This window comes from Kitasatospora sp. NPDC048298, from assembly GCF_043201465.1.
Classification (GTDB): Bacteria; Actinomycetota; Actinomycetes; order Streptomycetales; family Streptomycetaceae; genus Kitasatospora.
This window is the reverse complement of record NZ_JBICYZ010000006.1, coordinates 150,183-167,539: the sequence shown is the minus strand read 5'-3', so window position 1 is coordinate 167,539 and position 17,357 is coordinate 150,183. Positions and strand designations below refer to the sequence as shown.

Annotated in this window: 10 protein-coding genes and 1 tRNA gene; all 11 read right to left on the bottom strand. The window is 75.2% G+C overall.

Annotation, left to right across the window (positions count from 1 at the left end):
- Positions 1–78: 78 nt before the first annotated feature.
- Positions 79–155, bottom strand: a tRNA-Thr gene (locus ACGF0D_RS07715).
- Positions 156–236: 81 nt separating this feature from the next.
- Positions 237–887, bottom strand: a complete 651-nt coding sequence (gene leuE / locus ACGF0D_RS07710; RefSeq protein ID WP_392868163.1) for a leucine efflux protein LeuE — start codon at positions 885–887, stop codon at positions 237–239.
- 107 nt (positions 888–994) lie between these two features.
- The gene (locus ACGF0D_RS07705; protein ID WP_392914306.1) at positions 995–2,659 is read right to left on the bottom strand and encodes an alpha/beta hydrolase; all 1,665 of its coding nucleotides are present in this window, start codon (positions 2,657–2,659) and stop codon (positions 995–997) included.
- Between the two features lie 120 nt (positions 2,660–2,779).
- Positions 2,780–3,937, bottom strand: a complete 1,158-nt coding sequence (locus ACGF0D_RS07700) for a hypothetical protein (protein WP_392914305.1) — start codon at positions 3,935–3,937, stop codon at positions 2,780–2,782.
- A 233-nt stretch (positions 3,938–4,170) separates the two neighbouring features.
- A complete protein-coding gene (locus ACGF0D_RS07695; RefSeq protein WP_392868770.1) occupies positions 4,171–5,382 on the bottom strand; it encodes a DNA polymerase III subunit delta' in 1,212 nt (403 codons plus the stop codon).
- Positions 5,383–5,629: 247 nt separating this feature from the next.
- On the bottom strand, positions 5,630–9,214 hold the full coding sequence (gene tmk, locus ACGF0D_RS07690) for a dTMP kinase (protein ID WP_392914304.1): 3,585 nt from the start codon (positions 9,212–9,214) through the stop codon (positions 5,630–5,632).
- A 157-nt stretch (positions 9,215–9,371) separates the two neighbouring features.
- Positions 9,372–12,272, bottom strand: coding sequence for a type I DNA topoisomerase (gene topA / locus ACGF0D_RS07685; RefSeq protein ID WP_392914303.1), 2,901 nt, complete (start codon positions 12,270–12,272; stop codon positions 9,372–9,374).
- Positions 12,273–12,707: 435 nt separating this feature from the next.
- Positions 12,708–13,166, bottom strand: a complete 459-nt coding sequence (locus ACGF0D_RS07680) for a DUF3592 domain-containing protein (RefSeq protein WP_392868178.1) — start codon at positions 13,164–13,166, stop codon at positions 12,708–12,710.
- Between the two features lie 252 nt (positions 13,167–13,418).
- Positions 13,419–14,951 (bottom strand): methyltransferase, encoded by a 1,533-nt coding sequence (locus ACGF0D_RS07675; RefSeq protein ID WP_392868181.1) that lies wholly within the window; start codon positions 14,949–14,951, stop codon positions 13,419–13,421.
- 793 nt (positions 14,952–15,744) lie between these two features.
- Positions 15,745–16,539: a hypothetical protein gene (locus ACGF0D_RS07670; protein WP_392914302.1), complete on the bottom strand. Its 795-nt coding sequence runs from the start codon at positions 16,537–16,539 to the stop codon at positions 15,745–15,747.
- A 343-nt stretch (positions 16,540–16,882) separates the two neighbouring features.
- Positions 16,883–17,302, bottom strand: coding sequence for an ATP-binding protein (locus ACGF0D_RS07665; RefSeq protein ID WP_392868186.1), 420 nt, complete (start codon positions 17,300–17,302; stop codon positions 16,883–16,885).
- Positions 17,303–17,357 lie beyond the last annotated feature (55 nt).

The window sequence follows — 17,357 nt, the reverse complement described above, 5'->3', positions numbered from 1 at the left end:
CGCGGGCCCGGGCCCGGCCCGGCCCGGCCCCCGGAACGAGAAAACCCCAGGTCAGAGATCTGACCTGGGGTTTCACCATGGAGCCGCCTGCGGGATTCGAACCCGCGACCTACGCATTACGAGTGCGTTGCTCTGGCCAACTGAGCTAAGGCGGCGCCGCTGCCGTGTGTGGCGGCAACGCGGGCCAGTCTACACAGGTTCGCGGGTGATCCGTACCCGGGTTTCCCGGGGCGGGGTCAGGCGGAGGAGACGGCGAGCTTGGCGGCGAAGCCGGCGAAGAGGACGGCGACGCCGCTGGTGAGGGTGGCGGAGAGGCGCTTGCGGCGGCGGAAGGCGGCGGCGAGGTTGGTGCCCGCGAAGATCAGCAGCGAGAGGTAGAGGAAGCTGAAGGTCTGGATGATGCCGCCGAGGAGGGCGAAGGAGAGGGCGGGCCGGCCGTAGGAGGGGTCGACGAACTGGGTGAAGAACGAGAGCAGGAAGATGATCGCCTTCGGGTTGAGGAGGCTGATCACCAGGGCCCGGCGGAACGGGTTCTCGGTGCTCTCGGGGGCCGCTTCGCCGGTGGGGTCGGCCTCGGCCCGGCGTTCGCGCCAGAGCTGGCGGGCGGCGCGGAGCATGCCGTAGCCGATCCAGAGCAGGTAGGCGGCGCCGCCGAACTTGACCACCGCGAAGACGGCCGGGTTGGCCTTGAGCAGGGAGGCCGCGCCCAGCGAGGTGAGGCTGATCAGGGTGAGGTCGCCGAGGAAGACGCCGGCCGCGGCCCGGTAGCCGGTGCGGATGCCCTTGCGGGCCGCGACGGACAGGACGTACAGGGAGTTGGGGCCGGGCAGCAGGATGATGACGAGGGCGCCGAGAACGTACGTCGCCAGGTCGTTGACTCCGAGCACGATGAGCTCCGGTGCAGGAGAGGGTGGCAGGGGGCGCTCATCGTAACGTCGTACCGGTGATCGGTTGAAGTGGCAACCACCTGTCGGACGGCCGGCCCCGGCCCGCCCTACCGCTCGCAGCGCTTGCCCTGCTCGGGGGCCTCCCCGGCCAGCAGGAAGCGGTTCACCGCGCCGTCCACGCAGGCGCTGTGCCGCCCGTACGCGGTGTGGCCGTCCCCGTCGAAGGTGAGCAGGCGGCCGGACTCCAGCTGGCCGGCCAGCGACTGCGCCCAGGCGTACGGGGTGGCCGGGTCGCGGGTGGTGCCGATGACGACGATCGGGGCGGCGCCGGCGGCCCGGATGGTGTGCGCCGCGCCGGTGGCCCGGACCGGCCAGTAGGCGCAGGTCAGCGCCATCCAGGCCATGTCGCGCCCGAAGTGCGGCGAGACCCGCTCGAACTCCGGCACCGCCCGCTGGACGTCCTCCGGCCCGCCGAACGGGGCGGGCAGGTCCAGGCAGTTCACCGCGGTGTTGGCGAACATCAGATTGGGGTACGAGCCGTCGGCCTCGCGCCCGTAGTAGTCGTCGGAGAGCCTCAGCAGCCCGGTGCCGTCGCCGGCCTCGGCGTCGGCGAGCGCGGTGCGCAGCTCGGGCCAGAGGAAGTCGGCGTACATGGCCTGGATGACGCCGGTGGTCGCCTGGGACTCGGTCAGCGGGCGGCCGCCGCCGGTGGTGGGCAGCGGGGCGGCGCGGACGCCCGCGAGCAGGGCGGTGAGCCGCTCGCCGACCTGCTGCTCGGTACGGCCGAGCGGGCAGCCCTCGCGCCTGGCGCAGTCCTGGGCGAAGGCGGCCCAGGCGGTCTCAAAGCCGCCCGCCTGGGTGCGGTTGCCGGTGACGGAGTCGAGCGCCGGGTCCATCGCGCCGTCCAGCACCAGCCGCCCGACCCGGCTCGGGAACAGCCCGGCGTAGGTGGCCCCGAGGAAGGTGCCGTAGGACTTGCCGACGTAGTTCAGCTTCTCGTCGCCGAGCAGGGCGCGCAGCACGTCCATGTCGCGGGCGGCCTCCACGGTGCTGAGGTGGCCGAGCGCCGCTCCGGCCTGCTTCCGGCAGCCCTCGGCGAACTCCCGGTCGGCCGCGATCAGCGCGTCGATCCCGGGCTGGTCGCCGGGGGTCAGGCCGACGGCGGTGTAGGCGTCCATCCGGTCGCCGCTCAGGCAGCTGACGGGGTTGCTGCGGCCCACCCCGCGCGGGTCGAGGCCGACCAGGTCGTACTGGGCCCGCACGCCGCGGTCGTACGTCCGGGCGGCGGTCTCCAGGTACTCGATCGCCGAGCCACCCGGCCCGCCCGGGTTGAGCAGCAGGGAGCCGAGCCGCGTGCCACCCGGGGAGGCCGACGGGGCGGGAGAAGCGGAGGCGGAGCCCGACGGTTCCGCCGCCGCGCGGGCGGCCGCGAGCGTGAGGTCGCCCTCGCCCGGGCGGTCGTAGTCCAACGGCACCCGGAACGTCGTGCACTCGAACCCGCTGTCGCAGGGCTGCCAGGCCGGGCGCTGCGCGTAGTACGGCGCGAGCGCGGCCGGGACGGCGGCGGGCAGCGGCTCCAGCGGGGTCGCCGCGCCCGCGACGGCCGCCCGGTCCGCCGGGGCCGCCGAGCCCGAGGCGGACGCCGTCGGCGCCCCGGACGGGTCCGGGCTGCACCCGCCCGCCAGCAGCCCGGCGACGACCAGCGCCGCGGCCGATCCCCGCGCCCGCGCTCGCGCCCGTCCCGGTACCCGGGCCCGCTCGAAGGTCCTCATCCGCCACCTCTCCGCCATCGACCAGCACGTGGAACAACCGGGGAAGCCCCCCGGAGGAAACGCCGCCGCCCGGCACCCCGCCCCGGGGTACCGGGCAGCGTAGCGCCGCCGAACCCGCCCTCAGGACGCCTTGGCCAGCGCCTCGGCCAGGAACTGCGCCGCCTGCCGGACCAGCCGCAGCCGCTCCCGGTCGGGGGTGAAGTCCTGCACGTTGTCCGAGATCCGCACCTCCGCCTTGGCCGCCGCTCCGGGACCGGCCTTCAGCGCGGCCTGGAGCTTGCGCGCGGCGTCCAGCCCGGCCGAGTCGCCCTTGGCGGCGGCCAGCAGCAGCTTGGCCGCGCTGCCGGCCGGGGCCTCGGCGCCGGTCTGGGCGAGCGCGAGGGCGTCATAGCGGCCGGAGACCGCCGCGGCCACGCCGTACAGGTCGGGCCGGGACAGTCCGGCGGCGGCCGCGCAGGGCGCGCCGCCCTCGACGCCGAGGACGCCCCAGGAGGCCGGGCCGGGCGGCAGGGCGCGGAAGGAGGTCGCGACGGTGGTGCGCAGCATCGCGTCGTCGGCGACGGCGGCCGGGGCGGCGGCGACCAGCTCGCAGGGGTGCGCGGTGCCGTTCGGCGCCTCGGGGGCGACCAGGATGAACGGGTGGGTCTTGCCGCTCTGGAGGGCCGAACCGACGCCCTCGAAGACGTCCGGGACCTCGGAGTCGGCGGTCTTCTGGGGCGTGGCCGCGTGCATCACGACGACCGGGAAGCGGGCGTTCGGTTCCTTGGCGTACTGCGGCGGGAGCCAGACCCGGATGTTGCGGGGCTGGCCGTCCGGGCCGAGCACGGCGGACTGGAGCAGCTCGCCGCCGCCGGGGTGGCCGACGCTGTCGAAGCGGCTGGCGGCAACGGGGGCCGGGGCGGCCCCACCGGCGGCCGCGGCGGCGGCGGGCTCGGCGGCCGCAGGCGGCGCCGCCTGCTGCTGCCGGACGGCCGCCCCCGCACCGGAGCCGGAGCCGGAGCCCGCGGTGTCCATGAACGGCTCCGCCCGGTTCGGCTGCTGGGTGCTCCGGCCGAGGCCGCCGAAGGCGCCGAGCGCGGTGAGCACCGTCAGAGCGGTGACGCACACCCCGCAGACCATCGCCCCGGCCGCCCGCACCAGCATCGGCCAGCGGTCACCGGCCAGTTCGTAGGTCTGGGCGGCGCGTAGGTCGCGCCAGCGCAGTTGGGCGCCCCTGGCCAGCCAGATTCCGCCGAGGGCGGCGGCCAGCAGGGGGATGACGAGGAGCGAACGAACCACGGGACGCACCGCCTCTGGAGGGGCCGCGCCGAACCGGAACCGGCGCGTAGGGGAGACGACCGCCCCGGCAGCGGGCGCAGTCGGCCCCCAGCGTGCACAACGGGCCGACGGTCACACGACGGTGTTCCCGGCGAGTGTCGCTCGTTCACTCGAAGGTGGGACGGCGCACCGCCTCCGGGAGGCGTACGGGCGCCAGGCCCGCGGCCTGCGCTCGGCCCGGGCTCGGACCGGGCTCAGCCCGCGCGCAGCGCCACCGTCATCGCCTCGACCGCGAGCAGCGGGTCCACGTTGCGGTCCAGCGCCTGACGGCAGGCCAGCACCGCCTCGATCCGCCGCAGCGTGCTCTCCGCCGGCCCGGCCTGGGCCACCCGGTTCAGCGCCTGCCGCTGGTCCTCGTTGGCGAGCGCGCCGGTGGAGCCGAGCTGGATGGCGAGCACGTCCCGGTAGAAGCCGAGCAGGTCGAGCAGGGCGACGCCGAGGGTCTCCCGGCGGGTACGGGTGGCCCGGCTCTTCTGCCGCTTCTCCAGCTCCTTGACCGCGCCGGCCATGCCGCGCGGCGCCTTGCTGCCCTCGGCGGCGCCGTAGGCGGCCTTGAGGTCGTCCGTCTCCTTGGCGTCCTGGGTCTCGGCGAGCGCCTCGGCATCGGCCTTGGCGGTGTCGACCAGGCGCTGGGCGGCAGCCAGGCAGCCGCCGATGTCGCCGACCTCCAGCGGGATGCGCAGCACCTCCGCCCGACGCGTCCGGGCCTGCTCGTCGACGGCGAGGCGGCGCGAGCGCTCGATGTCGCCCTGCCCGGCGAGCGCGGCGAGGCGGGCGGTCTCCGGGTCGACGCCGTCCCGGCGGACGAGGGTGTCGGCGACCGCCTCGGCCGCGGGGGTGCGCAGCACCAGCAGGCGGCAGCGCGAGCGGATGGTCGGCAGCACGTCCTGGACGGAGGGGGCGCAGAGCAGCCAGACGGTGCGCGGGGAGGGCTCCTCCACGCCCTTGAGCAGCGCGTTCGCGGCGGCCTCGGTGAGCCGGTGGGCGGCGTCCACCAGGATCACCGACCAGCGGCCGCCGGTCGGGTAGCTGGAGGCGCGCATCACCAGGTCACGCATGTCGCCGACGCCGATGGAGAGGCCGTCCGTCCGGACGTACTTCACGTCGGCGTGGCTGCCGGCCAGCACGGTGTGGCAGCCGTCGCAGAACCCGCAGCCGGGCGTGCCGCCGAGCGCGAGGTCGGGGCTGGTGCACTGGAGGGCGGCGGCGAAGGCACGCGCGGCGGTGACCTGCCCGGCGCCGGGCGGGCCGGTGAACAGCCAGGCATGCGTCATCAGGGAGGCGTTCGTACCCTCGGCCGGGGCGGCTCCGCGACCGGCCTCGACCGTCGCCCCGGCCGCCCGGGCGGCGGCGGTCAGCTGCTCGACCACCCGCTCCTGGCCCACCAGGTCGTCCCAGACGGCCACTGCTGCTCCCAAGCTCCGTACGGCAGCGCTCGTGGCGCCTCTTCCCCGCCGTCGAGCATACGTCTCCGCTCCGACACCCACTGCTCCGTCCGGGTCACGGCGGGCGGGGGGACCGGCTCAAGGACGCCAGGCCGGCGCCCGACGGAACGCGGCCCCACCGGAAGGCGGTCCGCCCGGAACACGCCCGCCCGGAACGCGGCGGCGCCGCCGGGAACCGGTCCCGACGGCGCCGCCCACGTGTGTCCGGTCAGCCCCGGCGGCCCCAGCGACGGCCCTTGCCCTTGCCGTCGCCCTTGTCCGTGGCGTCGTCACGGCCCTCGGGCCGCTCCGCGCCGCCCTGCGGGCCGCCGTACGGAGCGCCCTGGCCCGGGCCGCCGCGCTCCCAGCGCGTCCACTCGTCGTGCGAGCCGAGCAGGGTGTCGGTGAGGCTCGGCAGGTCGTCCAGCGGCGTCTCCTCGGCCCACTCCGGCCGCGGCCGATCGGCACCCGGCTGCCGCTGCGACCGCGGCTCGGCAGCCGGCTCCGCGCCGACCACCGGCAGCTCGCGGGTGCTGTCCACCGGCTCCGCGCGCCGCGGCCCCTGCGCCGGCCGGCCCTCGGTACGGCCTTCGGTACGACCATCGGTACGACCATCGGTACGGCCCTCAGTGCGGCCCTCGGTACGGCCCGGCTCGATCCGCGGCAGCACCTCGGTGCGGTCGGCCTCCGCCGGGACCTTCGGCAGCACGGCCGTCTCGTCCACCGCCGAGGCCGGCACCACCGGCAGCTTGGCGGTCTCGGCGACCGCACCGGCACTCGCACCGGCGCTCGCGCCGGCGTCCGCGACCCGGCGCGCCTCAGCAGCCTTGCGCGCCTCGACGGCCTCCGCCGCCCGGACGGCCGCCTGCCGGTCCCGCGACGACAGCTCGCGCGTCGCCTCGTCCCCGAGCCCGCCACCCGACGGAGCCTGAGCCTGAGCCGACGGATCAGCCGAGTCCTTCGGGACGTCCCGGACCGCCCGCAGCTCCGTGGTCGTCTCCCCGGCCGCCGATCCCAGACCCGAGCCCGAGCCCGAACCGTCAGCCGGCCCCGAACCCGATTCCGACCCCGCGGCCGGCCCCGACCCCGGCCGCCCCTCGGCCCGGCCCTCCGCCGACTCCGCCGCCGCGGCCGCGGCCGCCAGCGCGGCGGCCTGCGCCAGCCGCGCCTCCTCGGCCCGCTGGAGCGCCTCCTCCGCCCGGCGGCGCTGCTCCTCGCGGGCGAGCTCGCGCTGCCGCTGGAGCTCGGCCTGGGCGGCCGCCTCGTCGGCGATCCGCTTGCGCTCGGCGGCCTCCGCGGCCAGTCGGGCCTCCTCGGCCTTGCGGCGCTCGGTCTCCTCGGCGGCGCGGCGCTCGGCCTCCTCCTCCGCCCGGCGGCGTGCCTCCTCCTCGGCCTTGCGCCGGGCCTCGGCGGCGGCCCGCTCGGCCTCCTCCTTGGCCAGCCGCTCCTGCTCCGCCTGCTCGGCCCGCAGCTGCGCCAGCACCTCCTGCCGCTTGCGCTCGGCGGCCTCCTCCTCGGCCTTCCTGCGGGCCTCCTCGGCGGCGCGGCGCTCGGCCTCCTCCTTGGCCAGCCGCTCCCGCTCGGCGCGGGCGGCCTTCTCCTGCTCGGAGAGCGGCAGCTCGCGGTCGAGCCGGTGGCGGATGGCGGTGGTGACGAAGTCGGGGGCCTGGCTGCCGTCCACGACCAGGTAGCGCGCCGGGTCGGCGGCGGCGAGGGCGAGGAAGCCGGCCCGGACCCGCTGGTGGAACTCGGTGGGTTCGGACTCCAGGCGGTCCAGCGCCTCGGTGAAGCGCTCGCGGGCCCGGGTCGGGTCGACGTCCAGGACGACGGTCAGGTCGGGCAGCAGCCCGCCGGTGGCCCAGCGGGAGATCCGGGCGACCTCGGTCGCGGCCAGGTCGCGGCCGGCGCCCTGGTAGGCGATGGAGGAGTCCATGTACCGGTCGGTGATCACCACGGCGCCGCGGGCGAGGGCCGGCCGGATGACGTTCTCGACGTGCTCGGCGCGGTCGGCGGCGTAGATCAGCGCCTCCGCGCGGTGCGACAGGCCGGTGTTGCCGACGTCCAGGACGAGGCCGCGCAGCCGCTGGCCGACCGGGCTGCCGCCGGGCTCGCGGGTGAGCACGACCTCGTGCCCCTTGCCGCGGATCCACTCGGCGAGCGCCTGGGCCTGGGTGGACTTGCCGGCGCCGTCGCCGCCCTCCAGCGCGATGAAGAAGCCGGTGCCCGTACCCCGGTGCGGCACCGGGCCGCCCGGTCCGCGCACCGAGTCCACCAGGTCCCGGACGAACGGCGCGGTGCCGCGGCGGTCGTCGGTGCGCAGCAGCACGACCGCGGCGAGCACCAGGGTGAGCAGCCCCGCGGTGGCGACGGCCAGGGCCGCACCGCCGTGGATGAAGGTGAAGGAGCCGGGCTCGACGGTGCCGTACTCGACGTCCCCGTAGGCGGCGGCGATCAGCGGCACGGCGACCAGCGCGGCGGCGACCACGGCCCGGAGCACCGCGAACAGGTGCTCGGTGACCTTCGGCAGCCGGGCCTCCTCGACCTCCTGGGCGAGCAGGGTGCGCCCGGCCGAGACCACGATCCCGGTGGCCAGACCGGCCAGCACGGTGAGCAGCAGGACCAGCACGAAGTCGAGCACCAGCCCGGCCAGGATCAGCGCGACGCCCTGGGTGAGCAGCGCCAGCGCGAGCAGTCGGCGGCGGGACAGCGAGGGCAGCGTGGCCCGGGTGAGCCGGGCGCCCAGGGCGGGCGTCCCGCTGGCGGCGAGCACCAGCAGGCCGTAGCCGATCGGACCGGCGCGGTGCTCGGCGGCGGTGAGCAGGGCGAGCGCGGCGACGCCCGCCATCGAGGCGTAGCCGGCCGCGACGGCGAAGGTGAAGTACGGGGCGCTGCCGGTGCGGCCCTTGCTCAGCGCGGGGCCTGGGGCCGCGTCGGTCGGGGCGCGCAGGCCCTGCAGCGGGGAGACCGGCGCGACGGACACGGGGCCGCCGGGCAGCTGCTGGAGGTGGCCGCGGACCGCCGCGGCGGCGAACAGCCCGGCCGCGCCGAGCGCCGCGAAGGTGAGCTGGTGGGCCCGGAGCCAGTCGGAGCCGAGCGCCGCGCCGATGTTGTTGAGCAGGGTGAAGGCCACCAGGCCGACGGCGCCGAGCGGCACCGTCACCCAGCCGGTGAAGCGGTCGATGCTCCGGACGCTCTCCAGGTTGGCGGCGGAGGGGCGCTGCTCGGCGACCGGGAGGTGGGGGTCGGCGGACGGCAGCAGGCCCGGGACGACGGCGGACCTGGCGATCCCCCGGACCCGCTCGGCGGCACCGGTCACGAACACGGTGGCGAGCAGGACGTAGGCGGCGGCCCCGGAGGGCTTGGCGGCGGATCCCAGCCAGACGCTCCACCAGGGCGCGAGGCCGATCAGCAGGGCGCACAGCACGTCGGCGCCGAACATCGTCCAGCGCCGGTCCAGCCGGCCCGCGACCAGCCGGTGCACCGGGCCGAGCAGCGCGACGCCGACCAGCCCGGTGGTCAGCACCCGGACGGCGAGGACCGCGGCGAGAGCGAAGGCGAGGCTGCGCGGCAGGCTGCCGAACTGGCCGCCCTGGGCGGCGGCGATCACGGTGAGCGCGAGCAGCACCAGCAGACCGAGCCGGTCGGCGGAGCCGCCGACCAGCTGGGTGGTCCACAGGCGCCGGTAGGCACGTGTCCGCAGCAGCGCCCGGGCACGGTCCACCGGAGTCCCGGCGGGCGCGACCTCGGGCAGGTCGGTCGCCCGGGCTCTGGCGGCCGGGGCGGCGCTGGGGGTGGGCTGCTCCTCGCTCGTCATACGGTCAGCGTAGCGGGCGGGGCCTGGCCTGAATGAGACGAACGGGCTTCCGGAACCCGCTCATCACCGGGTTGTGACGTACCCCGCACGGACCCGGACGACCCCGGGCCCGCACCCCCGGGATCGGGGGCACGGGCCCGGCTGCCGTGACCTGGGCTCAGCCCTCGTCGGTGGCCGTGGTCTCGCTCGCGGCCGTCTTGGCCGCCGCCGTCTTGGTGGCGGCGGTCTTCTTGGCCGCCGTCTTCTTCGCCGCCGCCGTCTTGGTGGCGGTGGTCTTCTTCGCGGCGGTCTTCTTCGCCGCCGCGGTCTTGGTCGCCGCGGTCTTGGCCGTGGTCGTCTTCTTGGCCGCGGCCTTCTTCGCCGGGGCCTTCTTCGCGGCCTTCTTCACCGGTCCGCGCGCCCGCTTCTCGGCGAGCAGCTCGTACCCGCGCTCGGGCGTGATGGTCTCGACGTCGTCGTCCTTGCGGAGCGTCGCGTTGGTCTCGCCGTCGGTCACGTACGGGCCGAAGCGGCCGTCCTTGACCACCACCGGGCGCTCGCTGACCGGGTCGTTGCCCAGCTCCTTGAGCGGCGGGGCGGCGGCGGCCCGGCCGCGCTGCTTGGGCTGGGCGTAGATCGCCAGCGCCTCGTCGAGGGTGATCGTGAAGAGCTGGTCCTCACTGGTGAGCGACCGGGAGTCGGTGCCGCGCTTGAGGTACGGGCCGTAGCGGCCGTTCTGCGCGGTGATCTCCGCGCCCTCGGCGTCGGTGCCGACCACCCGCGGCAGCGAGAGCAGCCGCAGCGCGTCCTCCAGCGTGACGGTGTCCAGGGACATCGTCTTGAACAGCGAGGCGGTGCGCGGCTTGACCGCGTTCTTGCCGGTCTTCGGCGTGCCCTCGGGCAGGATCTCGGTCACGTACGGGCCGTAGCGGCCGTCCTTGGCGACCAGCATGTTGCCGCCGACCGGGTCCGGGCCGAGCTCGAAGTCGCCGCTGGGCTTGGCCAGCAGCTCCTCGGCCAGCTCGACGGTGAGCTCGTCCGGCGGCAGCTCGTCCGGGATGTCGGCGCGCTGGCCGGGCTCGCCCTCGACGGCCGAGGCGCGCTCGACGTACGGGCCGTAGCGGCCGACCCGCAGGGTGATGTCGTCGCTGACCCGGAACGAGCTGATCTCCCGGGCGTCGATCGCGCCGAGGTCGGTGACCAGTTCCTTCAGGCCGCCCAGGTGGTCGCCGTCGCCGTTGCCGGCCTCGGCGGCCCCGCCCGCGGCGTGGCCCTCGCCCTCGCCGAAGTAGAAGCGCTTCAGCCACGGCACGGACTGCGCCTCACCGGCGGCGATCCGGTCGAGGTCGTCCTCCATCTTGGCGGTGAAGTCGTAGTCGACCAGTCGGCCGAAGTGCTTCTCCAGCAGGTTGACCACGGCGAAGGAGAGGAAGGACGGGACGAGCGCCGTCCCCTTCTTGAAGACGTACCGGCGCTGGATGATCGTGTCGATGATCGACGCGTAGGTGGAGGGGCGACCGATCTCCCGGTCCTCCAGCTCCTTGACCAGCGAGGCCTCGGTGTAGCGGGCCGGCGGCTTGGTGGCGTGGCCCTCCGGGGTGATCCGCTCGGCGGCCAGCGGGTCGCCCTGGGCGACCTGCGGCAGCCGGCGCTCGCGGTCGTCGAGCTCGGCGTTCGGGTCGTCGGCGCCCTCGACGTAGGCCTTGAGGAAACCGTGGAAGGTGATGATCTTGCCGGAGGCGGAGAACTCGACGTCCCGGCCGTCGGCCGAGGCGCCGCCGACCCGGACGGTGACGGACTGGCCGACCGCGTCCTTCATCTGGGAGGCGACGGTGCGCATCCAGATCAGCTCGTACAGCCTGAAGTCGTCACCGGTCAGACCGGTCTCGGCGGGGGTGCGGAAGCGGTCGCCGGACGGGCGGACGGCCTCGTGCGCCTCCTGCGCGTTCTTGACCTTGCTGGCGTAGGTGCGCGGGGCGTCCGGCAGGTAGTCGGCGCCGTACAGCTGGGTGACCTGGGCCCGGGCGGCGGTGATCGCGGTGTCCGACAGCGTGGTGGAGTCGGTACGCATATAGGTGATGAAGCCGTTCTCGTACAGCTTCTGGGCCACCTGCATGGTCCGCTTGGCGCCGAAGCCCAGCTTGCGGCTGGCCTCCTGCTGGAGCGTCGTGGTGCGGAACGGCGCGTACGGCGAGCGGCGGTACGGCTTGGACTCGACGCTGCGGACGGCGAACGCCGTCTGCTCCAGGGCGGCGGCCAGCTGACGGACCGCCTGCTCGTCCAGGTGCAGGGTGTTCGCGCTGGCGGCCTTCAGCCGGCCGTCCTGGCCGAAGTCGCGGCCGCTGGCGATCCGCTTGCCGTCGACGGCGGCCAGCCGGGCGCCGAAGGTCTCCGGGTTGGCGGAGTCGACCGGGGTGCGGCCGGTGCCGAAGGTGCCGACCAGGTCCCAGTACGAGGCGGTGCGGAAGGCCATCCGCTCGCGCTCGCGCTCGACCACCAGACGGGTGGCGACGGACTGCACACGGCCCGCCGACAGCTTCGGCATGACCTTCTTCCACAGCACCGGCGAGACCTCGAAGCCGTACAGCCGGTCGAGGATGCGGCGGGTCTCCTGGGCGTCGACCAGGCGCTGGTTGAGCTCGCGCGGGTTGGCCACGGCCTCCTGGATCGCCGACTTGGTGATCTCGTGGAACACCATGCGGTGCACCGGCACCTTGGGCTTCAGCACCTGCTGGAGGTGCCACGCGATGGCCTCGCCCTCGCGGTCCTCATCGGTGGCGAGGAAGAGCTCGTCGGACTCCGCGAGCAGCGACTTCAACTTGCTGACCTGGGACTTCTTGTCCGCGTTGACCACGTAGATGGGCGCGAAGTCGTGGTCGACGTCCACCCCGAGGCGGCGCACCTCGCCGGTGTACTTGTCCGGCACCTCGGCCGCGGTGCTGGGGAGGTCGCGGATGTGCCCGACGCTCGCCTCGACGATGTAGCCGGGGCCCAGGTAGCCCTTGATCGTCTTCGCCTTGGCCGGCGACTCGACAATGACGAGTCGCTGTCCGTGCGCGGTCTCGCTGCTCGGGGACACCTTCGCTCTTCTCTCCCGGTCCTTATGTGACTGGTCGGCGCGGCAGCACGGGCTGCGCTCCGCCCGACCCCCTCACCGTCCCGGGGCTGCCGCGGCACGACACCCCCACCAGCGGAGTGTGACCGTACCCCGGCCACCCTTGTCAAACGGACGGATCCCGCTTTTTCACTTGCCGGGCTCACCGACGCCACTCGAACGGTAACCCGATGACGGAGGTTCGCGCCCCGCGGAGGGGGGCCTTCGGCAGGTTCCGGAGGATGGAATGACGGATTTCAAGATCTGTCAACGGAAAAATCGACGGGCGGGCACGGGCACTCGCCCTCGAACCGCTCGCGGGTACCCGGGGGTGGCGCTCCGGGGGTGGCGCTCCGGGATCACAGGGGCCGGGTGTGCGTCTGGGGTGTGAACAGGGGTGTGCTCAGGGACCGCTGGGGCTCAGCCGCCGGCCGCGACCAGGAGTCCGGCGCCCGCCGCCAGGCAACCCACGCCCAGGACGCTCCACAGCAGGTCGACGACGACCGCCCGGCCGACCTCCTCCGCCGCCAGTACCACCCGGCTCGGGCGCCGCGGGTCGTAACAGATCCGCACCGAGGCGCCGGGCGCGAAACGGTCCGGACGGCGCAGCGGGGTGTGACCGCGCGGACGGGCGATCACGAGCCCCGCGATCCCGAACTCGCCGGGCTCCCCGACCGAGGGCGGCACCGAGTAGGAGAGCAGCGGCGCGCTGTCCAGCCGGCCGTGCACGTCGTCCTCGGCCACCACGGTGGCCACCGCCGGCGTCCCCCGGCGGCGCACCCGCAGGCGCAGGCTCACTTCGGCGGCGCACCAGAGCAGCAGCACGCCACCGAAGAGGGCGAGCACCGACCCGCCCACCATCGCCGTCGTCGTGTCCATCCCTGGCCCCCGGCTCCCCAGCTCTGTCCACAGCCTGTGGACAGAGCTTCACAGCGGAGAGCCAACGGGAGACAGCCGCTCGGCGGCGACCGGACGAACCAGGGGGTACGGGCGGGTGAACCGGCCTGGCAACGGCAGGGCCGGTCCCGGCGAGGGCTCACCTCGACGGGACCGGCCTCGACGCGTCCGGACTCGACGTGCCCGGGTTCGACGTGCCCGGACTCGGCGTGCCCGGGTTCGACGTGCCCGGGTTCAGCGGACCGGGTCGATGAACCCCTGCTCGGTCAGCAGGCGCAGCGACTCCGGCACCCGGTCCCGCAGGACCACCCGGTCCTCGCCGAGCAGCTGCGCGATGGCGTCCACGATCTCGCCCGCCGACAGCGTCCCGTCGCAGACCCCGACGAAGCCGGCACCCACGGTGTCCACCTTGGTGGCCCGCCGCATGCCGCGGTTGTGACGCAGGATCACGTGCTCCGGGTCCTCCGCGCCCGGCGCGCCGACCTGCTCCTGGACCACCTCGTCGGCCAGCACGTAGCGGGCCGCGAGCAGGCCCGCGTCGTCGTGCGAGCGGAGGAAGTCCTGCCGGTCGAACCAGGCCTCGATGTGCGGGCCGAGCGGCTGCTCCACCGGGTGCGGCCACTCCTCGACCCGTACGGTCGGACGCTCGGCGCCACTCGCCCGCAGGGTGATCCAGCCCATGCCGATGCCCTCGACCCGGCCCGCCTCGAAAGCGTCCAGCCACTCGCCGTACCGGGCCTGGTAGTCGCCGCCGGGGCCGCGGTGGTCCCCGCCGTCGCGCAGCCACAACTCGGCGTACTGGGCCACGTCCTGGACCTCGCGCTGGACGATCCAGGCGTCCAGGCCGGTGCCCGCGACCCAGCCGGCCAGCCGCTCGTGCCAGTCCTCGCCCTTGACGTGCTGCCAGTTGGCGAGCAGCTGGCAGTAGCCGCCGGGCTCCAGGTGCTCGGCGGCCGAGCGGACCAGGTTGCGGCACAGGTCGTCGCCGGCCATGCCGCCGTCGCGGTAGGTGAACCGGCCGGCCGGCGAGATGACGAACGGCGGGTTGGAGACGATCAGGTCGAACTTCCGCTCCCCGACCGGCTCGAAGAGGCTCCCGGCGGACGCCTCGGTGTTGTCGAAGCCGGACAGCGCCAGGGTCAGCTCGGTGAAGCGCAGCGCACGCGGGTTGAGGTCCGTCGCGGTGACGGTCCCGGCGTGCCGGGCCGCGTGCAGCGCCTGCACGCCGGAGCCCGAACCGAGGTCCAGCGCGGCCCGGACGGGGCGACGCACGGTGATGTTGGCCAACGTGGTGGAGGCACCGCCGACGCCCAGCACCAGGTCCTTGCGGGCCACCCCGTGCGCGGTCTCGCCGGAGCCGATGCCGCCGGCGCCGCCCACCGCGCAGCCGAGGTCGGAAACCACCCAGGCGTCCGAACTGGGCATCCCGGCCACCTCGTTGGCGTACGGTCGGACGTCGACGGTGGCGCGCACCAGATCGCCGTCGGAGCGCAGCCAGCCGTCCGCCAGGCAGTCCTCCACCGGCAGCGCGGCGGCGGCCGCCCGGTACGGGACCGGCTGCTGGAGCAGGAACAGCCGCACCAGCGTCTCCAGCGGGCTGCCCCCACGGGTCGCCCGCAGCGCCGGGACCGCCTCGCTGCGGGCCAACGCCGAATAGCCGGTGGGCCCGAGCAGGTCCAGGCACCCGTCGGCGGTGAACGAGGCGGCGAGCAGCGCCTCACGGAACTTGGCGAGGCGGGTCGGGTCGAGAACGGGGCTACTGATCACCCCGCCATTGTCCCCCGCCGCCCACCCCCCGGCCGCCCCTGCGCCCCGCGCCCACCCAACAGAAGCCCACACCACCCCGCGCGCCCCCAGAAGCCCCCACGCGCCGCCCTTGGGCGCACACCAAGTCGTTCCGCGGCCGCCCTGGGCCTGCCGACTCTCGGGGACCGCCCCTCCGATGGCACCGGCCCGCGGGAAAACGGCGGTTCCGGGCCGGCGGCCCCTCACGGACACCACCTCCGCCAGCCCACGCCACCCAGCACCCGACGTGGCCCCGGCACCGGAACGGACACGTCGGATCGTCCGGCCCACCCGGGCTCGGCTCGCACTGGGCGCGCGGTTCGCCGCAACGGCAGGCGACCCCGCAGGAGCGGTGGTCGCCCCGGACGCCTGGGCCCGCGGAAAGCGGCGGCTCCGGGCTGGCAGCCCTCGCGCACCACCTCCGCAAGGGCCCGCAAGCCCGCGCCGCCCGGTACCGGCCCTGACCGGTACCGGGACGGACACGGCGGATCATCCGGCCCGCCGGGGCTGAGCTCGCACTGGGTGCGGAGTTCGCCGCAGTGGCAGACGGCATCGCAGGAGCGGTGGTCGCCCCGGGCGCGGCCGGGGCGACCACCATCAATCACACCCGGCGCCGGGGCCCGCGAAGAAACGACGGTTCCACGGCGGTGGCCCACCGCGAACATCACCTCCGCGAAGGCCCCCCGCCCACACCACCCACCGTCGCCGCCGCGTTGCCCGTCCCGGTACCGGTACTGGGACGGGCAGCGCGGCGGATCGTCCGGCCCGCCCGGACTCAGCTCGCGCTGGGCGCGGGGTTCGCCCCGGTGGCGGGCGGCGCCGCGGGCGCGGTGGTCGCACCGGGCGCGGCCGGGCTCGCACCGTCAGTCGCACCGGGCACCGGGGTGGCAGCCGGGGCCGCAGGAGTGTCGGTGGCACCGGGGGTACCGGGGGCCGCCGGGGTCGTGGCCGCGCCGCCCGGCGCCGGGGTGCCACTCGCGCCGGCACCCGCGCCACTGGTGGCACCCGCGGTCGGGGCGGTCGTCGAGGACGGCTTGCAGCCCTCCTGCTTGGCCATCGCCGCGCCGAGGTCGCCGCGCTGGAGCTTGCTCTGCGCCTGGGTGGAGAGCGAGGCCAGCTGCTGCACCTGGTCGGCCACGCTGCGCAGCCCGTCGGCGAACTTGGCCTGGTCGGTGTTGGGCAGCGCGTCCAGCTTCTTCTGGACCTCCACGTAGCCGTCGGCCGCCTTCTTCAGCTCGTCGACGGTGTCCTTCTGGAGGGCCGCACCGTCCTGCACCTTGGGCGCCCCGGCCGCGTCGATGGCGGCGGCTATGTCCTGGTTGGTCTTGGCCAACCGTCCGATGTCCGTGGAGAGCCGCTTCTGGAGGTCGGCCGGGGCCTCGCCGGTCTTCACCTGGCCGGTGTCGGCGAGCGCGGCCTGTGCCTGGGCGATCGGGTCCTTGGCCGCGCCGCAGACGGTCGACGCCCAGGACTCCAGCTGCTTGCTGTTGTTGTCGTCGCCGCCGCAGCCGACGGCACCGAACGCGAGCAGCACGCCGAGGGCGGGTACGGCCAGCAGTCGCTTGTTCACCGGGAGAGGCCTTTCGGTTTCGGTCGTCATCGGTCGTCGAACCTACACGGCCGGTGTCCGTCCCCCGGTTCCCTGCCCTGCTGCCCGCCCGTCGGCCGAGCCCCGACCGAGCCGCGTCCGCGGCGGCACCCGGGCATCCTCGTCCAGCGCGCCGGAGGTGGCCACGGGCGTGGGCGGTGCATCGGGCCCGGACGTGCCAGAAGCGGTGAATCGCCGGGATCACCGAGTTGTCACCGCATGCCCGGGGAGCGGGCTCCGGCCCCCGGCATCGCGAGGAAACGAGGGAGCGCGGAAACAACGAGGGAGCGCGGAAACGCGGAACGCCGAATTCGGGAAAGGCGCCTCAGACAGCGACGGAAGCGACCGAAACCGGCCAGCTCATCCGGATCAGGCCACCGTCCGTGCCGTTGGTGACCTCCAGGTCCTCGACCAGGCCGGTGATCACCGCGATGCCCAGGGTGTCCTCGTCCGGCTCGCCGCCCTCGGCGTCGCCGGAGGCCGGGACGGCGGCAGGGCCGGCCTCGTCCTCGACCTCGATGAGGAAACGCTTCTCCTGGTCGATCAGCGCGACCCTGACCGCGCCGCCGATGCCTCCGCGCTGGTGCAGCCCGACCGCACGGGAGCAGGCCTCACCGACCGCGAGCCGCACCTCGTCGAGCACCGACTCGTCGACCCCGGCCCGTCTGGCGACGGCCGCGGCGACCAGCCTGGCCGTCCGCACGTGCTCGGGAAGCGCGCTGAATCGAAGTTCGACGGTTGCCATCTCTCCCCCTCGGGGTGCTCCGACCGGGACCGGAGGTCCGGCCCCTGCGGGCCGG

Bases quoted from the DNA above. Each gene is read 5' to 3' on its own strand.
- ACGF0D_RS07680 (WP_392868178.1), bottom strand. From the start codon at position 13,166: ATGGACACGACGACGGCGATGGTGGGCGGGTCGGTGCTCGCCCTCTTC.
- tmk (WP_392914304.1), bottom strand. From the start codon at position 9,214: ATGACGAGCGAGGAGCAGCCCACCCCCAGCGCCGCCCCGGCCGCCAGA.
- ACGF0D_RS07705 (WP_392914306.1), bottom strand. From the start codon at position 2,659: ATGAGGACCTTCGAGCGGGCCCGGGTACCGGGACGGGCGCGAGCGCGG.
- ACGF0D_RS07665 (WP_392868186.1), bottom strand. From the start codon at position 17,302: ATGGCAACCGTCGAACTTCGATTCAGCGCGCTTCCCGAGCACGTGCGG.